20 protein-coding genes are annotated in these 21,903 nt (G+C 64.6%); 6 read left to right on the top strand and 14 right to left on the bottom strand.

Annotated features, from left to right (window positions below; genetic code table 11):
* The 11 genes from C507_RS0108810 to C507_RS0108760 all read right to left on the bottom strand — a co-directional run bounded on the left by C507_RS0108810 (position 1) and on the right by C507_RS0108760 (position 11,737).
* Entirely contained in the window at positions 1-1,377 is a 1,377-nt protein-coding gene (locus C507_RS0108810) for a vWA domain-containing protein (RefSeq protein ID WP_281167838.1), read from the bottom strand.
* A gap of 279 nt (positions 1,378-1,656) precedes the next feature.
* Entirely contained in the window at positions 1,657-2,688 is a 1,032-nt protein-coding gene (locus C507_RS0108805; protein WP_018699317.1) for an acyl-CoA dehydrogenase family protein, read from the bottom strand.
* 2 nt (positions 2,689-2,690) lie between these two features.
* Positions 2,691-3,836 carry an acyl-CoA dehydrogenase family protein gene (locus C507_RS0108800; protein WP_018699316.1) on the bottom strand — a complete coding sequence of 382 codons (1,146 nt, stop codon included), beginning with the start codon at positions 3,834-3,836 and terminating at the stop codon, positions 2,691-2,693.
* Entirely contained in the window at positions 3,833-5,431 is a 1,599-nt protein-coding gene (locus C507_RS0108795) for a class I adenylate-forming enzyme family protein (RefSeq protein ID WP_018699315.1), read from the bottom strand. The genes C507_RS0108800 and C507_RS0108795 overlap by 4 nt, the downstream gene beginning before the upstream one ends.
* Before the next feature lie 59 nt (positions 5,432-5,490).
* Positions 5,491-5,907, bottom strand: coding sequence for a Zn-ribbon domain-containing OB-fold protein (locus tag C507_RS0108790; protein ID WP_018699314.1), 417 nt, complete (start codon positions 5,905-5,907; stop codon positions 5,491-5,493).
* 2 nt (positions 5,908-5,909) lie between these two features.
* Positions 5,910-7,076 carry a thiolase family protein gene (locus tag C507_RS0108785; RefSeq protein WP_018699313.1) on the bottom strand — a complete coding sequence of 389 codons (1,167 nt, stop codon included), beginning with the start codon at positions 7,074-7,076 and terminating at the stop codon, positions 5,910-5,912.
* Between the two features lie 5 nt (positions 7,077-7,081).
* On the bottom strand, positions 7,082-7,876 hold the full coding sequence (locus tag C507_RS0108780; RefSeq protein ID WP_018699312.1) for an enoyl-CoA hydratase/isomerase family protein: 795 nt from the start codon (positions 7,874-7,876) through the stop codon (positions 7,082-7,084).
* A gap of 11 nt (positions 7,877-7,887) precedes the next feature.
* Positions 7,888-8,670 carry an ABC transporter ATP-binding protein gene (locus tag C507_RS0108775; RefSeq protein WP_018699311.1) on the bottom strand — a complete coding sequence of 261 codons (783 nt, stop codon included), beginning with the start codon at positions 8,668-8,670 and terminating at the stop codon, positions 7,888-7,890.
* Positions 8,667-9,500: an ABC transporter permease gene (locus C507_RS0108770; RefSeq protein ID WP_018699310.1), complete on the bottom strand. Its 834-nt coding sequence runs from the start codon at positions 9,498-9,500 to the stop codon at positions 8,667-8,669. The genes C507_RS0108775 and C507_RS0108770 overlap by 4 nt, the downstream gene beginning before the upstream one ends.
* 74 nt (positions 9,501-9,574) lie before the next feature.
* Positions 9,575-10,573, bottom strand: a complete 999-nt coding sequence (locus tag C507_RS0108765) for an ABC transporter substrate-binding protein (protein WP_018699309.1) — start codon at positions 10,571-10,573, stop codon at positions 9,575-9,577.
* Between the two features lie 264 nt (positions 10,574-10,837).
* A complete protein-coding gene (locus tag C507_RS0108760; protein WP_018699308.1) occupies positions 10,838-11,737 on the bottom strand; it encodes a LysR family transcriptional regulator in 900 nt (299 codons plus the stop codon).
* A 212-nt stretch (positions 11,738-11,949) separates the two neighbouring features.
* On the opposite strand from C507_RS0108760, the gene C507_RS20830 reads away from it, so the two are divergent.
* The 6 genes from C507_RS20830 (at position 11,950) to C507_RS20825 (ending at position 18,233) form a co-directional block, all read left to right on the top strand.
* On the top strand, positions 11,950-13,041 hold the full coding sequence (locus tag C507_RS20830) for a LysR family transcriptional regulator (RefSeq protein ID WP_169508961.1): 1,092 nt from the start codon (positions 11,950-11,952) through the stop codon (positions 13,039-13,041).
* Positions 13,042-13,181: 140 nt separating this feature from the next.
* Complete coding sequence (locus C507_RS0108750; protein ID WP_156829233.1) at positions 13,182-14,084, top strand: polysaccharide deacetylase family protein; 903 nt, start codon at positions 13,182-13,184, stop codon at positions 14,082-14,084.
* Positions 14,081-15,058: a hydroxyacid dehydrogenase gene (locus tag C507_RS0108745; protein WP_018699305.1), complete on the top strand. Its 978-nt coding sequence runs from the start codon at positions 14,081-14,083 to the stop codon at positions 15,056-15,058. The genes C507_RS0108750 and C507_RS0108745 overlap by 4 nt, the downstream gene beginning before the upstream one ends.
* A 31-nt stretch (positions 15,059-15,089) precedes the next feature.
* Positions 15,090-15,875 (top strand): HpcH/HpaI aldolase family protein, encoded by a 786-nt coding sequence (locus C507_RS0108740; protein WP_018699304.1) that lies wholly within the window; start codon positions 15,090-15,092, stop codon positions 15,873-15,875.
* A gap of 7 nt (positions 15,876-15,882) precedes the next feature.
* Positions 15,883-17,166: a hydantoinase/carbamoylase family amidase gene (locus tag C507_RS0108735; RefSeq protein ID WP_018699303.1), complete on the top strand. Its 1,284-nt coding sequence runs from the start codon at positions 15,883-15,885 to the stop codon at positions 17,164-17,166.
* Positions 17,163-18,233: an Ldh family oxidoreductase gene (locus C507_RS20825; protein ID WP_018699302.1), complete on the top strand. Its 1,071-nt coding sequence runs from the start codon at positions 17,163-17,165 to the stop codon at positions 18,231-18,233. The genes C507_RS0108735 and C507_RS20825 overlap by 4 nt, the downstream gene beginning before the upstream one ends.
* On the opposite strand, the gene C507_RS0108725 is transcribed toward C507_RS20825, so the two are convergent.
* From C507_RS0108725 to C507_RS20820, 3 genes are read right to left on the bottom strand one after another with little or no spacing between them, the layout of a single operon-like run.
* Positions 18,230-20,584, bottom strand: coding sequence for a xanthine dehydrogenase family protein molybdopterin-binding subunit (locus C507_RS0108725; protein ID WP_018699301.1), 2,355 nt, complete (start codon positions 20,582-20,584; stop codon positions 18,230-18,232). The two genes, C507_RS20825 and C507_RS0108725, sit on opposite strands and share 4 nt — an antisense overlap.
* Positions 20,577-21,071 (bottom strand): (2Fe-2S)-binding protein, encoded by a 495-nt coding sequence (locus C507_RS0108720; protein WP_018699300.1) that lies wholly within the window; start codon positions 21,069-21,071, stop codon positions 20,577-20,579. The genes C507_RS0108725 and C507_RS0108720 overlap by 8 nt, the downstream gene beginning before the upstream one ends.
* Positions 21,058-21,903: an FAD binding domain-containing protein gene (locus C507_RS20820; RefSeq protein WP_018699299.1), complete on the bottom strand. Its 846-nt coding sequence runs from the start codon at positions 21,901-21,903 to the stop codon at positions 21,058-21,060. Before C507_RS20820 ends, C507_RS0108720 begins: the two co-directional genes overlap by 14 nt.

The raw sequence follows: 21,903 nt of genomic DNA, 5'->3' as shown, positions 1-21,903 counted from the left end.
TCACTCGACCTTGTTGATGACGAAGGAGTCGATCATGAACAGGACTTCGCCATTCACGTTGCTGCGCTGGATCCGGTCGATGGTGAAGCCGAGTTCGCCGGGCGAGCGCAGCGACGTGAACTTGTCGGTCTCCACCACGTATGGATTGCCGTCCGGATCGAGCAGGCCGAGCATCTCAACCTTGGCGGTGTAGGCGCGGCCGCGCTTGGAGATCGTCAGCTTCACCGGCTGTTCCAGATGCTCCGCCACGACCTGCTCCCAGGCCTCCGCTCCGAGCGGCTTCTGGGCATAGCACTGTCCGTCGTTTGAACGATAAAGACGACGCTCATGCTCCGCCGCACCCTTGGCCATCTTGGTCAGTGCAAGCTCGGTCTTGATACATCCGGTCGCGGTGGCCAGGCTGTAATAGTTGGCCGAAATGAAATTGCCCTCATCCTTACGCAGCCCGATGATCAGCCGATCGGAATTGGTGGCGTATTCGCCGGTGAAGGTGAGTTCCGCGTCCCAGTCGCCCTTTGGCAGCGGACGGGCGAACATGACCAGGTTCTGCGGCTCGTCGTCTTCGAACCCCGAGGCACGAGTCGACAGCATCAGCAGCGCACCGTCCTCGACCAGGAAGGCGTCCGGATCGGCGCCGATCACCGACCAGTCCTCGCTCAACTCGCTGCCGTCGAAATCGTCGCGGAAGAATTCCTTCGTGGTCGGACCCGCCGGTTCCGCTTTCGGCTCGGCAGCCGGTTCCGCCTGGGCGACCTGGATTACGCTTGCCATGGCTTCCTGGAAGCCGGCCGGATTGGCGGCATCGAAGTAGCGGCCGCCACCGGCGTCAGCGATGCACTCCAGTTGGCTGCGCGCCTGCGCATCGACGTTGAAGCCGACCACGTGCACCTTCATAGCGACGCCCGCGCTCATGGCGAGGTCGGCCACCGAACAGGGATCGCCGTCGCAGGTCTCGATCCCGTCAGAGACGAGAACGAGGGCCTTCTGCACATCGGCCGGCTCGGTTTTGGCTAGCGCATCGATGCCCATGGTCAGCGAGAGGTCGATCGGCGTCTTGCCGAGCGGCGTCAGGTCGGAGATCGAACGCTCGACGTCGGCGCGCGGCGCACCGACCGGATTTAGCAGGGCGACGTCGGTGCAGCTTTCCTTGGACGTCGTTCCGTAAGTCATCAGGCCGATCCGCGCATCAGGCGATGCCTCGCGAACCAGCTTGGTCAGCGTGGCCTTCGCAGTCTCGATCTTGGCCGTTCCCCCGACCTGCCCCCACATGGAGCCGGAGCCGTCGAGGACGAAAAGTATATCGGTTTCCGCCGCCGCTGCCGGCGTAAGAAGAGCACAAAATACCGCTGGAATCGCAATCTTGCGAAGAATTCTCAAGATTTCCCCCCTCAGTAAAAAACTAAGCCACCCATTGCTTCGGCTAGCAGATTTTCATTACAGAAACGAGTCAAGAGGGTTTGCTCGCATTCTAGTCACATCCGACGGCACTCCCGATCGGCGGAGCAAGCTGCGCTCGCTGCCAGAAACCTATCATCGGTTACTGACCGAATATGATTGCGAAATTTTGTAAACTCGAAGCTAGGATTAAAGGTCACCGTTGCGTCGAAGCCACATAGGACGAGTATTCGGTTGCGTTCTTCTAAACGGCCGAACTGATCAGATCACCCTTGAGATTGTTGCGGGGTCCCGTTCGTCCGCCGAGGCAGAAAGTGCCAACAGCCGCTTCAGGAAGAAGCCGATCTCCAGCTCGTCGGTAAACCCGATGGCGCCATGCATCTGGATCGCCTCGTCGCATGCAAGCTGCGCGGCATCCAGTGCGCGGGAGAAGGTCGCATCTGCCGCAAACGCCTGCCGGTCCGTCCCGAACGCGCGCACTGCCTCGTAGAGCAGCGCTTCCGCCGAGGTAAGGCGGACGTGGATCGTCGCGGCGCGGTGCTGTAGCGCCTGGAAGCTACCGATGGGGCGGCCGAACTGGCTGCGGGCACGCAGATAGTCGAGGGTGCGCGCAAAAGCTTCCTGGGCGAGGCCGACTGCCTCCGCGGCGCGCAGCAGCCGGAGCAGAACGCGTGCGTCGGCGGCTTCGCGTTCGGCGTCCGAGCCGGACCCGAGCGCGGTGCCCTCGGCCCCGTCGAACCGGACCGTTCCGACTGTTCCGCCGTCGTGGGTGGCGTGCGCCTCGACAGTCTTGTACGGGCTCTTGCAGGAGACCAGAAACAGGCCTGTCTCCGTCCCGTTGCACGACACTACGAACCAGTCGGCCGACGCGACGTCCGCCGTCTGCGGGCTTTCGCCGGAAAGCCGGGTTCCGTCCCAGTCGAGGCCGGTGCCGTCGAGCGGCAGGGCAATCGCCTGGCCGGAGAGCACATCGTCCAGAATGGCTGGGGGAGCATCGATTCTGCCGAGCAAGCGGGCCGCGACGATGGCGGCAGAGAACGGCTCGAACGGCACGCTGCGCGCCGCCGTCTGCATCAAGAGCGCCGCGGAGCGGACCGGCATGTCGAGTCCGCCGGCCGTCTCGGGGGCGAGGATACCGATCCAGCCCTGCTCGGCGGCGGCGCGCCACGTCTCCGGGTCGCGCGTCGCGCCTTCGTCGCGAAGCCTGCGCACCCGCGCGATGCCGCCGTTGCGGGCGAAGAACGCGGCAACGCTGTCGACGATCTGGGCGTCTTCTCCGTCGAATACGGGCATCGTCAGCGTCCCCCCAGGCCAAGGACCTGGCGCGCGAGGATGGTGCGCTGGATCTCGTTGCTGCCGGCATAGATGGTCAGGCGGCGCGACTGCAGCGCCATCTCGTTGAGGTCCAGGCGGCGGTCGCCGTTCCAGGCGGGATCGACCTGCGCGGCCAGCGGGCCGGCGGCGCACCGGGCGATCTCGAGGATCTCCTGGGTCGCCTCGGTGGCGAGGATCTTCAGGAAGGCGCTCTCGCCCGCCGGCGAGCGGCCGGCCTCGAACTTCTCGTGGGTGTCGAGGAAGGCCGCCGTGACGGTCTCCGTCAGCACCTCGGCATGGGCGAGGCTGTCCGCCCACGCGTCGCGGTCGCCCTCCGGCATCGCCTCGACGAGGCCGCGCAGCCGGGTGAGGGCGCGGTTGGCGTGCAGCGGCGAGCCGATGTGCAGCCGTTCCTGATCGAGAAGCGAGGTCGCCACCGACCAGCCGGCGCCGATCTCGCCGACCACGTTGGCAAGCGGCACCCGGACCTCGTCGAGGAAGACCTCTGCGAACTCGTCGTCGCCGGCGATCGTGCGGATCGGCCTGCGCGTGATGCCCGGCGTGTCGAGATCGAGGAGCACGAAGGTGATACCGCGCTTGCGGTCGTCGCTGGTGCGCACCAGGGCGAACATCCACTGGGCGTGATGGCCCCATGTCGTCCAGATCTTGTGGCCGTTGACGACGATGGCGTCGCCGTCGATGCGTCCCGTCGTCTTCAGCGAGGCAAGGTCGGATCCGGCGCCGGGTTCGGAATAGCCCTGGCACCAGATGCAGTCGCCGCTGAGGATCGGCGGCAGGTGCCGGGCCTTCTGCTCCGGCGTGCCGCGCTCGATCAGCATCGGCCCGATATGGTTGAGCCCCTGGGAGGGGATGTCCGGCGCGCCGGCGCGCGCGAACTCCTCCATCAGGATCGCCTGCTCGACGGCCGAGGCGCCCATGCCGCCTTCGTCGCGCGGCCAGTGCGGCGCGATCCAACCCTGGCGGGAGACCGCCCGATACCAGGGCATGATCTCCTCCGGCCGGGGGCGGAAGGTGAGGTGCCGCAGCTCGCGGGGCAGGTTGTCCTCGAGCCAGGTCCGGACACTGTCCCGGAAGGCGGTTTCCTCCGGGCTTTCCTGCCGGATCACGCGGCTCCTCCCGACACCGCCGCGCGGGCCGGCGCGTCCCGCGCCGTCAGATCGCCCCGGGCCTCCAGCTCCTGGCGGGCCAGGGTGGCGAGATCCTGTTTCAGGATCTTGCCCACGGCATTGCGCGGAAGCTCGTTCCTGTAGAACACGAATTTCGGCTTCTTGTAGCTGGCGATGGTCTCCCGGCAGTGGGCGATGATCGCTTCCGGGCTCGGCCCGTCCGCACCGTCCTCGATCTCGACGAAGGCGGCCACCGCCTCGCCGTATATCGGGTCGGGAACGCCGACCACGGCCACGTCGATCACGCCCGGAATTGCGGCGATCACCAGCTCCACCTCCTTGGAGTAGATGTTGAAGCCGCCGGAGAGGATCATGTCCTTCTTGCGGTCGACGATGTAGAGGTAGCCGTCTTCGTCCCGGGTGGCCATGTCGCCGGTGTGGAACCAGCCGTCGCGCAGCGCTTCCGCCGTCGCCTCCGGCCGGTTCAGATATTCCTTCATGATGGTAAAGGCACCGGGCCGGCCGCATCGCACTAGAAGCTCCCCAACGTCACCGGTTGCGCGCTCCTCACCGGTCTCCGGGTCGGCGACCCTGACCTCCACGCCGGGTGCGGCGCGACCTACGGAGCTGGGATGCGTGAATTGTTCGGTCTGGGACAGGTTGGTAACGCATCCCGCCTCGGTCATGCCGAAGAAGGAGACGAGCTCCACCCAGGGAAGCAGCTCTATGAGCCTCTCCTTGAGCGGCACCGGGAAAGCCTCGCCGGTGACCACGATCCGCTTCAGCGAGCGGCATCGCTCCGGCGCCTTCTCCAGGGCCGGCATGATCATCCGGCAGACGGTTGGCACCATGCCGAAGACCGTCACGCCGGCCGCGTCGATGGTGTCGACGACGCGGTCGGCGTCGAAGGTGCGGAAGATGTAAAGGGTGCCCCCGAGCATGGTGGCGTTCATCAGCCGGCCCAGACCGGAGCGATGCGCCATCGGCGTTACGACCAGATAGCGGTCGTCGGCGCCGATGCGCCACTCGACCCCGTTCATGAAGCCGTGCTGGATCAAAATGTTGGCGTGAGTGAGCACGACACCCTTCGGCCGGCCGGTGGTGCCCGAGGTGTACATCACCATGCCCTCGTCGTTTTCCAGGGCGATGGCCGGCAGCGGGGCGTCCGGACCGCGCAGGGCGTCGAACGCCTCGAGACCGGGCCGCGCCGGCCCGGTCTCCACGCCGCCGAGCGCCGGGCGGGCCGCCACGATCTCCGCGACCCCCTCCGCCTGCTCGGAATCGCAGACGACGATGCGGGCCGCGCTGTCGTCGCAGAAATAGGCGAGCTCCTTGAACGTCAGGCGCGTCGTCACCGGCACCGCCATGGCGCCAACGGCAAAGCAAGCGAACAGCGCCTCGACGAGCTCGATGCCGTTGGGCAGGTAGAGCACCACCCGGTCGCCTGATCCGACGCCGCGCGCCAGAAGCCCGTTGGCGACGGAGCGGATGCTCCGACCCAGATCACCGAATGAGAGGCTCCTGTCGCCGCACACGAGGGCGATCTTGTCCGGGGTTCGCTCGCAATGATCAAGCAGGATCTTCTCAAGCCGCATCGTGCACTCCGCTACACAGCAGTTGGCCGGCCGGCATCTTCGGGACGCCGGCCGGGCCGTCAGACGAGTTTGAACGCCGGGTAGAAATTTCCGTCCTCCAGCGGGTCCCACGCCACTTCCACGCGGGCGCCCACCTTGATCGCCTCAGGGTCGCTTTCGACGATATTGACGATCATCCGCACGCCCTCGTCCAGTTCAACGGTGGCGACAGGGAGGGGAATACGCCCCTCCATGCCCGGTCCGGGAATGCGGACCGTGGTGTGGGTGTAGATCGTGCCTCTGCCCGAGACCGGCTTCCAGGCGAGGTTGCGCGAGCCGGTATAGAGCGACACCGGCCGCGGATAGTGCTGGAAACGGCCGGTGTCCTGGCACTGCTGCAGAACAAGCTCTTTGCGCGCCGCCGCCTCCCAGAAGGGCGACGTGTCGACATAGACGTTCGGCTTCGGAGCCGGCCGGGTGGCTGTGGTTTCGCTCATGCTCAGGCCTCCAGGATCATGGCGGCGCTGGTTCCCCAGTTCCGGCCGTAGGGAATGACGCCGATGCCGGTGACCAGCGCGGTCTTGGGATCGTCGATCTGCCGGCCGCCGCCTTCGCCGAAGAGCTGGCGCACGGCTTCGGCGAGGTTGAGCCCGCCGCTCGCAAGGCCCGGCTGGCCCGCCGAGATCTGGCCGCCTCCGGTGTTGAGCGGCAGCGTACCGGTGTAGGAGAGGTCGGTCTCAAGAACGAAGTCGCTGCCTTCGCCGCGCCCGCAGAAGCCGAAGTCCTCGAACTGCATCAGGACGGCGATCGTAAAATCATCGTAGGGCTGGAAGCAGTCTATGTCGGCCGGCGTCATGCCCGCGTCTGAGAAGAGCTTCGGCGCGATCTTGGAGAAGCCCGTCTCGGTGATGTCGGCGCACGGGTCGGAGCCGTTGACGTTGGTCAGCTCGCCATAGGCCACCGGATGCACCATCTTGCCGATGCCGAGTTCCGCGGCGCGCCTCTCGGTGGTCACTAGGAAGGCGTTGGCGCCATCGCAGAACATGACGGAGTCCAGGAGCCGCAGCGGATCGGCAACCACGCGGGAGGCGTAGTAGTCCTCCATCGTCAGCGGCTTCTTGAACTTCTCCAGCGCGTTGTCGTTGTGGAGCGCGTGCTCGCGCTGGGTGACCGCGATCTTGCCCAGCGCCTCGTCCTTGAGCGGGTACTGGGCCGCGTAGCGGTTCATCAGCAGGCCGAACATGGCCGGCGGCCCCTGGACACCCACCGGATCCTGGAATTCGCCGCGGAAGGCGGCGTAATTCGTCCGCCAGCTGGTGCTCGGCGCGTCCGACGACAGCACCACCGCGACTTCGCAGTAGCCGTCGCGGATGGCCGACATGGCGCGCGCCACGCCGCCGGTCGCCGAGCAGCCGCCGATGCCGCCATAGTTGAGCCAGGTGGGCGAGATGCCGAGTGCCTCGCACATGTAGACCGAGAAGAACGGGTTCGGAGACTCGCTGAGCGGCGTGGTCACCGACAGGCCGTCGATGACGCCCTTCTCGATGCCGGTGCTGGAGAGCAGGCCGGCAAGCGCTTCACCGGCGAAGTCGTAGGCGCTCCGGCCGGAGCGGAACAGGACCGGCGTTTCGGAATAGCCGGCAATGACGAGATCTGATCTGGCCATGGGTCTTACTCTCCCAGGAACTCGGGGCTGCGCTTTTCGCGGAAGGCGCTCAGGCCCTCGTTGCGATCGCGGGTGAAGTAGAGAAGGAAAGAGACGTCGGCCTCGGAGATCATTCCGTCGGCCAGCGCCATGTCGAGGCCGCGGTCGATCACCCCCTTGGTGAACATGACCGGCAGCGGCGCGTTGGCGGCGATGGAGGCGGCGAGCTCGCGCGCCTTCTCCACCGCACCGCCGGCCGGGGCAACGTGGTTGACCAGGCGGAACTCCTTGGCCTCCTCGGCGGTGATCCGCCGGCCGGTCCACATGAGCTCCTTGGCGAGCGGCTTACCGATCAGGCGCGGCAGCGTCTGCGTGCCGCCGCCGCCCGGCATCATGCCGAGGCGTATTTCCGGCAGGCCGAACTTGGCCGACTCGCTGGCGACGATAATGTCGCCGCACAGCGCCAGTTCCAGCCCGCCGCCCAGTGCGTAGCCCTCGACCGCGGTGATGATCGGCTTGGTGTAGTCGGGCAGTTCTCGGAACAGTCGGTTCACCTTCCGGGCGCGCCGACGCAGCCGGTAGAAGTCAAAATACTCGTTGTCGGCAATTTTGAATTCGCTGGTGTCGATGCCGGTGCAAAAGGCCTTCTCCAGCCCCTTCAGCACGACGGCCCGGCAGTCACGGTCGAACTCGGCCTCGGCAAGCGCCGTCAGGATCTCGTCGGCCGTCGTCTCCCGGATCGAGTTCATCTTCTCGGGCCGGTTGATCTGGATCTCGACCCAGCTCTCGACCTTTTCGACGATGACGTCTTCATACGACATGGGGTTCTCCACTACGCGCGAGCGAGGTCGGGCTGACCTGCCTCGCTCCCTTCCATTGTTCCGGCGATCCGGTCGTGCAGTTCGTGAACGGTGGCGGAATCGGCCCGCATCTCCGGGGTCATGACGAGTTCGAGGCCGACGCCGGCGCCCGGCTTGAGCACCAGAATGCGGTCCGCCATCTCCAGTGCGTCGTCGATGCGGTGGGTGACGAACAGGCAGGTCTTGCCGAACTCGCGCACCAGCTTGGCGAAGTCGGCCCTGAGCGCCATCGAGGTCACGTGGTCGAGCTGGCTGAACGACTCGTCGAGGAGCACCAGCTCCGGATCCACGCAGAGCGCCCGGGCGAGCGATACGCGCTGGCGCATGCCGCCGGACAGCTCGTGGACGTAGCGGTTCTCCGCTCCCGCGAGGTTCACCCGGGCAAGCCAGGTGGTGGCGATCTCCCGGGCCTCGGCCGTCGGCTTGCCCAGAATGAGAAGGCCGAGCTCGGCGTTCTCCACCGCGGTGCGCCAGGGCAGGAGCCGGTCGGTCTGGAAGCTGACCGCCATCTTCCCCCGCAACTTAATGAACTCGTTGTAGGGATCGTGGCCGGCGACGCGCACCGTTCCGGAATCGGCCGGGATGTTGCCCATGACCATGTTCAGGACGGTGCTCTTGCCGGCGCCGGTCTGGCCGAGCAGGGCGACGATCTCGCGGCGCTGGACGAGGAGGTCGAGATTGTCGGCGACGCGGTTGGTGCCGAAGGACTTCGTGACGCCGCGCAATTCGATGATGGTGTCGGTGGGGCTGATCATCGGACCTTGGTCTCCGGACGCCACTTGAGGAGCAGCTTTTCGCTGGCGTTGATCAGGGCCTGGAGGCCGAGGTTGAAGATCACCAGGATCAGGGTCCAGCCGAGCACCAGGTCGATGCGGAACATCGACTGGGCGAGGCTCATCCGTGAGCCGATGCCGATGGCCGAGGCGACCAGTTCGGCGAAGATGGCCATGCGGATCGCGTAGCCGATCACCGCCTTGGTGGTGGTGATGATGGCGGGCACGATGTGCGGCGCCACAAGGTAGCGCAGCACCTGCCAGCGGTGCGGCCGGAAGCTCTCGATCATGTCGACCCAGTCACGCGGCAGGGCGCGGATCGCGTCATAGATGTTGAGCGCGTAAAACGGGATCAGGATGACGGAGAGGATGAAGAAGATCCGGATCTCCGGCTCGGAGAACCAGAAGATCGCCAGCAGCATCCACGACAGCGCCGGAATGCCCGTGTCGATGATCACCAGAGCCTGCAGGTAGGGTCGCACCCGGGGAATCACCCCCATCACGACACCCAGCAGAACGCCCACCGTCATGGCGAACACCACCGCCACAAACAGACGCAGCGCGGTGACCCCGATATGCGACATCTGGGTCGACAGGATCTCCCACGTCGCCGCCAGGATGGTCAGCGGCGCCGGCATGACGAAGGGCGGCAAGACGTAGCTGCCCAGCTGCATGGCGAGCGCGAGGATCGCAACCACCACCAGGGTGGGGCCGATATCGTTGAGCCGGCTTAGGCCGACTTTGCCAAGGGACGACGGCGGCGGTCGCGTCCCGGTGGCGGATTGCGGGCTTTGTTCCATGACCTTCTGCATCCTCGTTCCTCCCATGCGGTATCGGACGCCGCCGCCGGTCACGGCAGCGTCTCACCGCTTAACGTGTGCGTGGGTCAGGACTGGACGAGGAAACCGGAGCCCGGGACCTCGGGCAGAAGCCCGTTCTTGACGAAGAATTCGGCCGCAGTATCGAAAATGGCCCGGCCGCTTTCGTCGGACATCGATGCGAACGCGAAGCTCAGGCGGCCTGACGAGATCGCTTCCTTGAGCACGGCCGGCTTGTAGCCTGTACGCTCGCCGACGATTGCAACGGCGGCATCGACGTCACCGAGGATACCGTTGATGCAATCCTTGAAGACGCCGTTCAGCTTGGCCCCGATACCCGGATCGCGTTGTAGCAACTCATCGCGAACGGCGACGCCGAAGTAGGGCAGCTTGGCGTCGGTGTTCTTCGTATATGTGTCGCCGACATTCAGCAGGATCTGCAGCCGGTCGTCCTCGTAAAGGCCGTTGGTGACGTTCGGCTCCCAGGTCAGGGCCGCGTCCGCGCTCCCCGCCCTGAGAAGCGCCACGGAGGCGGCCGGGTTGGTCACGTTCTGGACGGTGGCTTCCTTTTCCAGATCGATCCCGAGGAACTCCTTCAGAACCGCAAGCGTCACCCGGTAGGTGCCGGTGGACTGCGGCGCAGCGATGGTCTTGCCGCGGATGTCGTCGATACTGGTGATGCCATCCTTCTTGGAAAGGATGTTGATCATCTGACCGGTGGTGATCGAACACACATACCGGATCGGAACGCTGCCCAGATAGCGGACGGCAAAGCTGTCCCAGCTGCCGATGCAAACGTCGTAGTTGCCGGAAACGAAGTCGCCGTAATAGGTCGGCACCGAGGTGTAGACCTGCGGCGGCGCCAGCGTGAAACCGTTCTTCTCATCCAGCTTGTGATGCCGGATGAACTCGGTGATAAGCACCGTGAAGCCCGGCTGTAGCGAAGCCCAGCTGACCGGCTCGCCCGCGGCGAGAGCCGGCGACAGCCCGATGCCCGGAACCGTGGCCGCCGCGGCCAGCCCCAGGCTCCCTCCCAGAAAATGACGGCGATTGATCGTGCCGATCATGATTAAGTCCTCCCCGATCTTGCTTCTTGCAGTTGTTGTTGTTGGCCCGGCCTTGTTGATTTTAGCCTGGTGCATGAAGGGATCGTACGAACTGGCCGAAAACCGCAGAAGACCTCAATTCGCTACCGGTGCGTTCCAAAAATGGAACGCATAAGCCGCATAGAGGCAGTTGCGAGTGCGGGCTCCCGATCGGGCAGCGCGAGAGGCGAGACGGCCGGGTTGGATCGGCGCGACGGTCCGCAGTAGGAGCGACGGAGGAGCCGCTCAGGCGTCCGTCATCAGATGGTGAGAGAGGAAGTCCATGAAGACCTTCGTTTTCCGCTGTACGCGGCGACGGCCGAGATAGGTGGCACACGCCTCGACCGGCGGTCCGTTCCATTCCGGCAGCAGCCGGACCAGCCTGCCGGCGGCGACGTCGTTGCGGCACATGACGTTCGGCAACATGCCGATCCCGAGGCCATCGACCACCACTTCACGGGCAATTCCGATATTGTTAACCTGCACACGGGGCTCAATCTCGATCGGCTCGCGATCCTCCGGGCGCCCCAACCTCCAGACGCCTTCCTCGAACTGGTGAGCGGTCACGACGCACTCGTGCTTGCGCAGATCCTGGAAGATCTCGAGCGGGCCCTCGCGGTCGATATAAGAGGGGCTGGCATAGAGGCCCCGGGTCAGTGAGGAGAACTTGCGCATAGGCAAATCGATGTTGCGCGGCTGGCCCAAATTCACGGCAACGTCGTAGGGCTCCTCGGTCACGTCGATCCACCGGTTGTTGATGTCGACGACGAGCTTGATCTCGGAATGCTGAACGGAGAAGTCGGCGATGAGCCGGCTCAGCCAAGAGATGCCGAAATCGACCGGTAGGCTGATACGGAGCACGCCGCTCAGCTCTGATTGCATCTGCGAGGCGTGGAAACCCGCGTCCTCGATCTCCGAGATGATGCGCTGGGAGTGATCGTAGAGGACTTTGCCGATCTCTGTGAGCGAGGTGTTCCGCGCCCCTCTGCGCAGCAGGGTCGCGCCAACCTGCGTCTCCAATGACTTGATCTTCCGGCTCACCGTGGATTTGGGCAGGCGCAGCTTGGTGGCGGCCGACGACAGGCTCTGGCAGTTAGCCACCTCGTAGAAGAGCACGAGGGCGTTTAGGTCCATCTTCTTCGACATCGCCTTCTCATCAGACAGGGCTCAGAACCTGCGCCACCCGCCTAGAGCAGCGTGGCCAAATCCATGAATGTTAGCGCTGAATCCTGGGGCGCTAGTATCCTACGGAAGCGGTCCAGTCGGACACTCCACGTGGGACAGTAAATCGCCAAGCGGACGGGCGCACTGGCTATGGCGAACGCAGAGCAGATCAATCAAGCGCCCCACTTTCCAAGTTGGCCCTGCCACGCTCGCGAGGCTGTGCAAGATTCGGAGAACGTCGTGGGAGCAAGCGAATTGACGTTGCCCACGAAGCCTGCAATTCGTACGATAAACAGATCAGTGGCCGAGATTATTTCACCATGCCGAACAACGTGAATCTGCGGCAGCTGCGCGCTTTCGTCATGGTGGCGGACAAGGGGAGCTTCGTGAAGGCCGCAGCGGCGCTGAACCTCTCCCAGCCCGCGCTTTCACAATGCATCCGACAGCTCGAGGAGCATATCGGCAGCCAGCTCTTCAACCGCACGACGCGCTCCGTTTACATCACGCCGCTCGGGCTGGGGTTCGTACCCCACGCACGCGACATTCTCACCCGCTTCGACACGCTGATGGCCGACGTGCAGGATGCGGTCCAGCGCCGTCACGGTCACGTCACCGTCGCCTGCCTCCCGTCTGTTGCGTCCCGGCTCATGCCGCGGGTCCTTGCAACGAACGAAAAGCAGCTCCCAGACATCCATGTGACCATCCGCGACAGCAACATGAAGGGCGTGGCGGCAATGATCCTGGCGGGCGATGCCGACTTCGGCATCGGAAGCTCAGTCACCGCACACAGCGACCTTGATCACTGCGTCTTCGCCCGTGACATGATGTGCGTCGTCGTTCCCGTCACATCCCCTCTTGCCCGCCGGCGCACCATCCGCTGGACCGATCTCGACGGAGAGCCTTTCGTCGCCATGTCACACGAGACCGGCATTCGCGACCTGGTGGACGAGACCGTCGAGAAGCTCGGCATTTCACTGAAGATCGTGGCCGAGATATCCAATCTGGCCACTCTCTCCGGCATGATCGAGGAAGGGCTCGGCCTTTCCGCGGCGCCGGACCTGGCGCTGCCACGCGAGAACCAATCGCTTATCCGCAGACGTCCCCTTTCCGAGCCGACGATCCGCCGCTCGATCAGCCTGTTCTGGAAGAAGGGCCACGGACTGTCCCCGGCTGCCGCCGCGATCTTGGCCTCGCTGCACCAGTGCATCACCAGTGGTGAGATGCAGGCGCACTTTCCGAACGTCGAATGGGACGCGCGAGCACTGGAAAAGCGGGCCCTCTTCTAAGGCGCCCGCCACGAAAAATGATTATCGATTCGATCGATTATAAATCATGCCCAAATAATCGATCGGGTCATTCGATTTGTTCGAGTCTCCGGCACGCCTCTATAAATGCTTGAAAATTCGATCCAAGCAGGAGGTGGCGCGTGTCTTTCGGCCCTGACGACAACCGAGTCTATCTCGTACCCCTCATAGACGTGAACTGGCTCGTCTTCGCGCCCTTCGATCCCGGCCGCAATTATCGCGTCGACCCGCCCAACGTGCCGCAGTCGATCATCGACACGCGCCAGCTGATTGCCGAAATGCAATCGCTGACCGACGGCAAGTTCATTCTCACGCCCCACTCCGGCACCTACTGCCGGACAGGCTACTATGAGGGTGAAATGCTGCAGGTCTACCGCGAGGCCGTGCAGATGGGGGGCGAGCTTTCGGTTCACCTTCACGAGGAGATCAAGGGCCAGGGCACGCGCTTCGCTGAAGCCGAGCATATGGGCGAAATGTTTCGCGACTGCCAGCGCAGGTTGGAGGACGCAGGCATCAGCCCTGTAGCCTATCGTGGCGGCCACTATGCCTACCACCCCCTGATGAACAACCTCATGGAAACGCAGGAGGTCCTTGTCGACTATTCCTGCTGCCCCGGCATGAACAAGCCGGACCGCGAGGCGGTCTGGACCCACGCCTCGCTGAGTGCCGATTACATCCCGCAGCATCCGCGAGAGCCCTGGGAAGGGCAGCCGCGGACCCGGATCCTCGAGATTCCGATCGGCTCCGACGGCGCGGGTGAGGCCTACGACAACGTGCTGCATGTCGAAATGAGCGAACTCGACAATCTCGAGCGCATCTGGGCATCGATCGTGGATCGTGCAGAACGCAACGGCCGTTCGCAGATCGTGCACTGCCTGTTCCACACCGCGTCGGTCGGCGTCCCGGAGTGGCTGGAGCGCTACCGCCGGTTCCTCGAGATGGTTCCCAAACGCAAGGGCCAGTTCGTCACCACGGCCGAAGCCCGCGCTCTGCACGATCGGTTCGCGCTCGAGGGCGCAGCATGAAGTGTCTCCTGATCCAGCCAATCCACCCCAGCGGCATCGCTCTTCTGGAGGGCGCAAATGTAGAGGTTGTGCAAGCCAGCGCAGCGGACATGGTCACGGTGGCCCGGGAGATCGCCGACGCGGACGCTGCCATTACGCGCAATGCCGGCCTCGACCGGACAGCGATGGAGGCCGCAACGAAGCTGCAGGTTCTCGGCAACCATGGCATCGGTGTAGATCCCGTCGATGTCGACTTTGCCTGCGAAATCGGCCTGCCCATCGCATTCACCCCATACGCGAACGTCCAGTCGGTCGCGGAACTCGTCATCGCCCACATGCTGGCCATCGCCAAACGCGTGCGCGAGGCCGATGCCGCAGTTCGTGAGGACCGGTTCGACTACCGCTATACGCGCGACTTTCGCGAGTTGAGTGGCAAGACGCTTCTGATCTGCGGATTTGGCCGCATCGGCAGGCGAACGGCGGACATCGCACACGCCGCGTTCGACATGCGCGTGCTGGTGCATAGCCCTTCAATCGCTTCTGAGGACATCGAGGCTGCAGGCTTCGTGCCGGCTCGCAATCTCGATGCAGCGCTGGGCAGCGCGGACTACGTGTCGCTGCATCAGACACTCACACCACGGACCCGGGGGCTTTTCGACCGAGACCGCCTGTTCGCCATGAAGAAAGGCGCCGCCCTTATAAACACCGCCCGAGGCGCGTTGGTCGACCGTGACGCCCTCGTGGAGGCCGTCGAAGGCGGCCACCTGCGAGGCGCCGCTTTCGATGTGTTCGAGGCCGAGCCTCCTCCCGCCGACCACCCCTACCTGCAATCCGAAGGTGTGCTGCTCTCTCCGCATATCGGCGGCTCCAGCGAAGAGGCTGCCGAACGGACCGCAGTGCAGGTCGCCGAGGCGGTTCTAGCCGTACTCGCGGGACGTCGGCCAGAGCATCTAATCAACCCCGACGTCTGGGACCGCAGGCGCCAGTGCGCCTGAATCTCCGCCCGTAGTCCGAGAAGGAAACGAGATGATCAAGTCCAACCCCGTCAAGAAGCTATGGGCCGAGGGCAAGCCGGCATTCGGAACCTGGATCACATTGTGCCCGCATCCGCGTGTCGTAAAGATCTTGGCAGTGTCCGGTTTCGACTTCGTGCTTATCGAAATGGAGCACACGGACTTCTCTGAACAGACCGTCGGCACCCTGGCCATGTACGCGCGCGAATGCGGACTGACCCCCATCGTGCGGCCGGCCGGCACCCTCAAGCCGCACGACCTCACCCGCCCCCTGGATGCCGGCGCCCAAGGTCTTCTCCTCCCGTCCATCGACGACGCCAGCCAGCTGGAGAAGATCATCGGCCAGACCAAGTATCATCCGATGGGCAACCGCCCCATGAACCTGAAGGGTCCGCACACGGACTACTTCGTCGCGCCGCCGAACGAGGTGATCGCCCATCTGAACCGCGAGACGCTGACCGTCGCGATGGTGGAGACCCGCAAGAGCATCGACAATCTCGACGAAATCCTGAAAGTCGAGGGCCTCGACGCGGTCATGATCGGCCCGGACGATCTCAGTCAGGATCTCGGCGTACCCGGAGACCTCCAGGCAAAGGTGCTGCACGAAGCCTACGACGAGGTCTTTGCTCTCTGCAAAAAGCACGGAGTGCCTTACGGCCTGTCAGCGCAGTCGCCCGAAATGGCTGGAGACTGGATCTCGAAGGGCTGTACCTGGATCCCGTATCAGAATGACGCCGCAATGGTATTCAACACCGCCCGTGCAGCGGTGCCAAAGCTCCATGAAGTGGCCGGACGCTGACCCTCTCATGCCCTCCATCGACCTCGAGAGCGCCAAGGCCCTGGCCGGGCGCCTGTTCGATGCCCTCCTGGCGCGGACACGTGACGACCCGGGCGTCACAAGGATCGCCTACGGAGATGGCGAACAGGCCGCGTTCGCACTCGTCGCAGAGGCGGCTTCCGCCTTCGGCGCCGAGCGCACGGTCGATGCAGCAGGAAACCAGTATTTGACGCTGCCGGGGCAGGACCGATCACGTCGGATCGTGGTCGGCAGCCATCTCGACAGCGTGCCCCACGGCGGCAACTTCGACGGTGCAGCGGGTGTGATTATGGGAGTAGCGGCTCAGTCCGCGCTCGCGGCCGCCGACCGGTCACCCGCATTCGACGTCACGGTTGCCTGTCTCAGGGCGGAAGAGAGCTGTTGGTTTCCCCATTCCTACATCGGATCCAAAACGGCGCTCGGATGCCTGGAAGAAGGCATCGTCGACAGCGTTTGCCGGTCCGATAGCGGAGACACGCTTGCCGCACACATCGACGCGCTGGGCTTCGATGCGGAAGGGGTGCGAGCCGGCGCCACCTGGCTCTGCCAGGAAGAGCTCCTCGCCTATATCGAGCCGCATATCGAACAGGCTCCCGCGCTCGTCGATGCCGGCCTACCAATGGCTGCTGTTTCCGCGATCCGTGGCAGTTTCCGTTACCGCGACATGGTTTGCCGTGGCGAGTATGCCCACTCCGGAGCGATGCCGCGCCATCTCAGACGGGACGCAGCCGTTGCTTCGGCCCGTCTGATCGTAGCCCTGCAGGCGCTCTGGGAGCGACTGGAGGCAGAGGGTGCCGACTTGACTGTGACATTTGGTCAGGTGGGCACGGATCCCGGCAGTCATTCCTTCTCCAAGGTCGCGGGAGAAGTGCGACTGTGTCTGGACGTGCGAAGCCGGGACGAGGCAACACTCGCGCGCGTGGAGGACGAACTCCAGTCGATGGCCGTGGCCATTTCCACCGAGACCGGAACTCAGTTCGAGTTCGGTCCCCGGAGCGGTAGCCGGCCGGCCACGATGGCCCCGCACCTCGTGAGCATGGTGAATGATGCCTGCCGCAGCCTGAACCTGCCAGTGCATACGATGGCAAGCGGCGCCGGTCACGATGCAGCAACCTTCGCCAATGCCGGAGTTCCCAGCGTCATGATATTCATTCGTAACACTAACGGCAGCCACAATCCGGACGAGGCGATGGCCATGGCAGATTTCGAGGCTGCCCTTGCCGCCCTGATCCGAATGCTCTCCAGGCCCGCGTCAGACTGGACCCCCGAATGACAGTGTCAACGGACGAGACCGTCGGCCTCGACGAGGCAACGCTGCGATCCCACTGCGTGTCGCTCCTCACACATGCAAGAGTGTCCGAGCCAGACGCGCAACAGACCGTCGACGTTTTCCTCCAGGCTGAACTGATGGGGGAGGAAAGCCACGGTCTGCGCCTCCTCTGCCAGGTGGTGGAACGCGTCCGCGCCGGGGGTGATCGCGCGGAAACAACCATCACCGTCCTATCGGAACGGCCCTCCGTTGCGCATTGGGACGCCAATCGCAGCCTCGGCCAGGTGACGGCGGCGCGTGCCATGGAAACCGCAATCGCCAAGGCGCGCGAGACGGGTGTGGGCATCGTCGCTGTCCGCAATGGCAACTCGCTAACGTCCGCCAAATACTATCCGCTGATGGCGGCGGAAGCCGGCATGGTCGGTGCCACCTTCACCAACACCTCGCGCAAGCTGATGGCGCCGCCCGGAGGACGGACACCAGTACTGGGCAACAATCCCGTCGCCTATGCCGCTCCAGCAGGCCGCTACGGAGCGTTTGCACTCGACATGGCCTGCACGGCTGCGGCCGTGGAGCGTATCGTCAAGGCCAACGAGCGCGGTGAACAGATCCCTCCGGGATGGGCCCTCGACCGGGAAGGCCGCGAGACCCGCGATCCGGCGATTGCTCTGGAGACGCTCTCCTTGCAGCCGTTCGGTGGCTACAAGGCTTTCAACCTGGCAGCCGTCCACGAAATCTTCTCCAGTGTACTCGCCGCCGGAGAGCTATTTGCCGGCTCGTCCACCGGGTTCCGCCCATACGATGGGCCCATGAACACCAGCTTCACGATGCTTGCCATCGACATCGCTGCATTTCGGCCGCGCGACGAATTCGAGTCGACGATGGAGCGGATGATCGAAACGATGAAGTCGGTTCCCCTTGCTCCCGAGGCGACCGGTATCAGCTTTGCCGGCGAGCGCAGCCGCCGCGAACTCGAACGCCGCAAGGTCGAGGGCATTCTGCTGGCACGCTGGACGTTCGACCGCCTCAACGCTCTTGCCGCGGAGGCCGGCCTGCCTCGACTGCCTTAGATCGCGCCGAGTGCGGCGAGGATGCGCGGAGGCGTCAAGGGCAGGGTGAAGACCGCCGCTGCGCCTGTTCCGGCAAGGGCGTCGTTCACGGCGTTCAGCAGGGCAGCGCCAGCGCCGACCGTACCGGCCTCGCCGACACCGACGATGCCCAGCCCGTCATCTGTGAAAGTGGGATGACCGGCGTGCACGAGTTCGATGTCAGGCAGGTCCACCGCCATGGGAACCTGGTAGCGCGCCAGGGAGGTCGCTTCCGCTCGCCCGTCCTCGGCATAGGCGCAATGCTCGAAGAGGGCTGCTCCAAGGCCTTGTGCAACGCCCCCCCGGATCTGACCGTCGACCATCAGCGGGTTCACGACACGCCCGGCCTCGTGCACGACAAGATGGCGTAGCGGATGAACCGCGCCCGTTACTGGATCGATCTCGATCCTGGAAAGCTGGATACCCGTCCCGGCGCGGAATGGCTGGTCGAGGGGACCGTATTCTGCGGAGGCGGAGAGCTGCGGCTGCCGGTCGGCGCCGAACCGATAAGGCTGAAAATGCGCCATGGCCGCCAGCTCCGACAGACTGATGATCGTGAGGCCCGTCTCCCGTTCGACGATGGCTCCCTGCAGCAGGTCGAGCGCTTCCGGCGAGCGCTGCGACAGGCAGGCGGCCAAGCGTAGGATTTCGCAACGCAGGGACTGCGCGGCGTCCCAGGCAGCCTGTCCACCAATCGCCATGCCACGCGAACCCCAAGTGCCGCCGCCGTGCGGTGTCACAGCAGTGTCCCCGGTAATTATCTCGATCGCGTCGCTGCACACTCCCAATGCGCGCGCCACCAGCTGCCGCACGCCTGTTTCGGTGCCCTGCCCCTGTTCCGTGACACTTGACAGGCAGCGGATCGTGCCAGACGGCTCCAGTCGCACCACGGCGCCATCCCGACTGGACACCGACTGGCCGCCGTGCCCATAGAAGCCCGGGCCTCGGGCGGTCTGCTCGATGAAAGCAGCAACGCCCCATCCGGCAATGCGTCCCCGGGCGCGGTCTTTGGCCACCTCAGCCTCCAAAACGTGAAGGTCGACGGCCTTCTCGAGCGCCTCGAAACACTCCGCGAAGGCGAGACGCTCGAACAGAACTCCGGTCGGGGACCGATGGGGCAACTTCCGCACCAGCTGCGCCTTTCGAAACGCAATCCGGTCATGGCCAGAGACCCGCGTGGCCTCGTCCACGAGCGCCTCGGTTACGGTACAAGCCAACGGATGGCCGACACCCCGATAATGTCCGGCCATCGCCTTGGTCTGGAAAACGATGTCCGCCGTGCCGAAAAAGCAATCGAGGACGTATGGAGCACCAACAAGGCTCAGAAGAGCCCGGCTTTCGCCGAGATTGGAGCGCGGATACTGGAGATAAGGACCTATCGCGTGGGTATCTTCAATCGAGAAGCCAAGCATGCGGCCATCCGCATCCAGGGCTAGCCGGGCCGTTACCAGATGCTCGCGTGCCTGTATGTCCGTCAGCATCGCCTCCGCCCGGTCCGCAACAAAGCGAACGGGGCAGCCGAGCAGAACCGCCGCCGCGCAGACGGCCACGTCCTCGCCATAGAGCTGCTGCTTCACGCCGAAAGCGCCACCAACGTCCGGCGTAACAATACGCACCCTGTGCTGCGCAAGACCGAGAAGGCGCGCGAATTCCACTTGCATCTGGTGAGGACACTGGTGGCTCATCACGATCTCGAGCCGACCTTCGCAGGGCTCGAAATCGGCGACGATCGATCGAGCCTCCAGCGGCACACCGGTGTGACGGTTAAACGCGAAACGTCTCTCAATCACGCGGTCGGCAGCGGCGAGGATCGCCTCGGCCCCTTCGCTCGCCTGCTCCAGATGCAGTGCGATGTTTGTGTCGAGTTCGGGATGAAGTGGCGGTTCATCCGCCGCGGAGCCGGGATCGCACAACGGCGGCTGAGGCGACCACTCGACCGAGATGGCCGCAGCAGCGTCCTCAGCTCGGGCACGGCTTTCCGCGACCACAATTGCCACCGGTTCGCCGTGAAATCGTGCTGTCTCGACGGCGAGCGCATGCTGGAGTGGAACCTTCATCTCCGGGTGAACAGCGGTGCGTGCCGCGTAACCGTTCACCCGCGCCAAAAGCTCCTTGCCCGTCCACACTGCGGCTACCCCCGTCATGGCGCGGGCCGGTTCTGTGTCCATCGACAGAATGTGGGCATGCGCATGCGGCGAACGGAGAAATGCCGCGTGCAGCGCCTTGGGATTGGCAACGTCTGCCGTATACCGGCTCCGACCCGAGGCGAGGCGCCTGGTGCAGATCGCCGGCTCGGCATCACCCAGCGTGGCGGGCAATAGCTCGTCAGTCACTGGCAGCGCTCCGCGCTGCGCCGATATCGGCAATGGCATCGACAATCGCCTGGTACCCGGTGCACCGGCAAATGTGGCCAGTCAGCCCAGCCCGAATATCTGCCCGCTCCAGAGCATTGCCCTCGCTCAGCATCGCGTCCGCAGTCAGCAGGATCCCCGACGTACAGAATCCGCACTGAAGGGCGCCACGGACGTGAAACGCCTCCTGCAGGTCCGCCAACCGGCCGCTCGTATTCGCTCCCTCTATCGTCTCTATGACCGTCCCGTCCGCCTGAACCGCCAGCAGGAGGCAGGCGCGCACCGTCCTTCCGTCCGATAGGACCGTGCAGGCGCCGCACTGCCCTTCCTCACAGCCGAGATGAGTCCCTGTGAGCCCAAGCGTCTCGCGCAGGAAGTCAGCAAGGCTCGTACGAACCGGAACCGTCGCCGTTCGAAGCCCGCCGTTGACGGTACAGGTGATCGTGCGGACGGGTTCAGCGTCGGACATGGCTGGTGAATTCCTCGTAGGCACGGGCTGCACGCCTGAGCAAGGCCAGGGCGAGGTGAAGCCGATAGGAGCGTTCCGAGGTCGGCAACCGGTCACCGACTTCGTCCTCCAGAAGCGATCGAACGGCCCGCCAGTCGGGGTTGGGCATGAACGCGGCGAGAGCCGCATGCTCTAGAAGGATCGGTCGATCAGCAACGGCTCCTAGGGCGACCCTGAACTGTCCTTGCCCTGCTGACGCAACCGCCACGCTGGCCAGCGCCGGAGCAGTGGGCCGTGCGGAGATCTCGTCGAAATGCGCGAAGCGAGGAAGCGGAGACACCGCCCGAATGATCAGTTCGTCTGGCCTGCAGTCCGTCTGGAAGGCTCCGTGCAAGAAATCCTCTGCAGCCACCCGCCGCAACCGCGAGGTGGAGGCGAGTTCCACAGTGCCACCAAGCGCCACGAGGCAGAGCGGCCATTCCGCGACGGGATCGGCAAAGGCGAGAGAGCCGCCAAACGTGCCGCGATTGCGAATTGCCCGATTGCCAATCGACCTGCCGGCATGCGTCAGCATCGGCAGCGCGCTCACCACGGACCGGTCCACGATAACATCGGCGTGGCGGGCGAGCGCACCGATCGAGAGATGACCTTCTTCGTCGTGGATTGTCGCATACTGTGCCCCAATCCGCGCAATATCAATGAGGACCCGGGGCGTACGGACCCGACTGGCAAGGAGCGGCATCAGGCTCTGCCCGCCGGCGATTACCTCCGCTTCGCCACCATATCGCGCCAAGACCTCCAACGCTTCTTGGAGACTGTCCGGGCGGACATAGTCAAAAAGCGCCGGCTTCAT

Origin of the sequence: Amorphus coralli DSM 19760, from assembly GCF_000374525.1 — a bacterium.
In the GTDB taxonomy this organism is placed as follows: Bacteria; Pseudomonadota; Alphaproteobacteria; order Rhizobiales; family Amorphaceae; genus Amorphus; species Amorphus coralli.
This window is presented reverse-complemented; position numbering and strand designations above follow the sequence as displayed.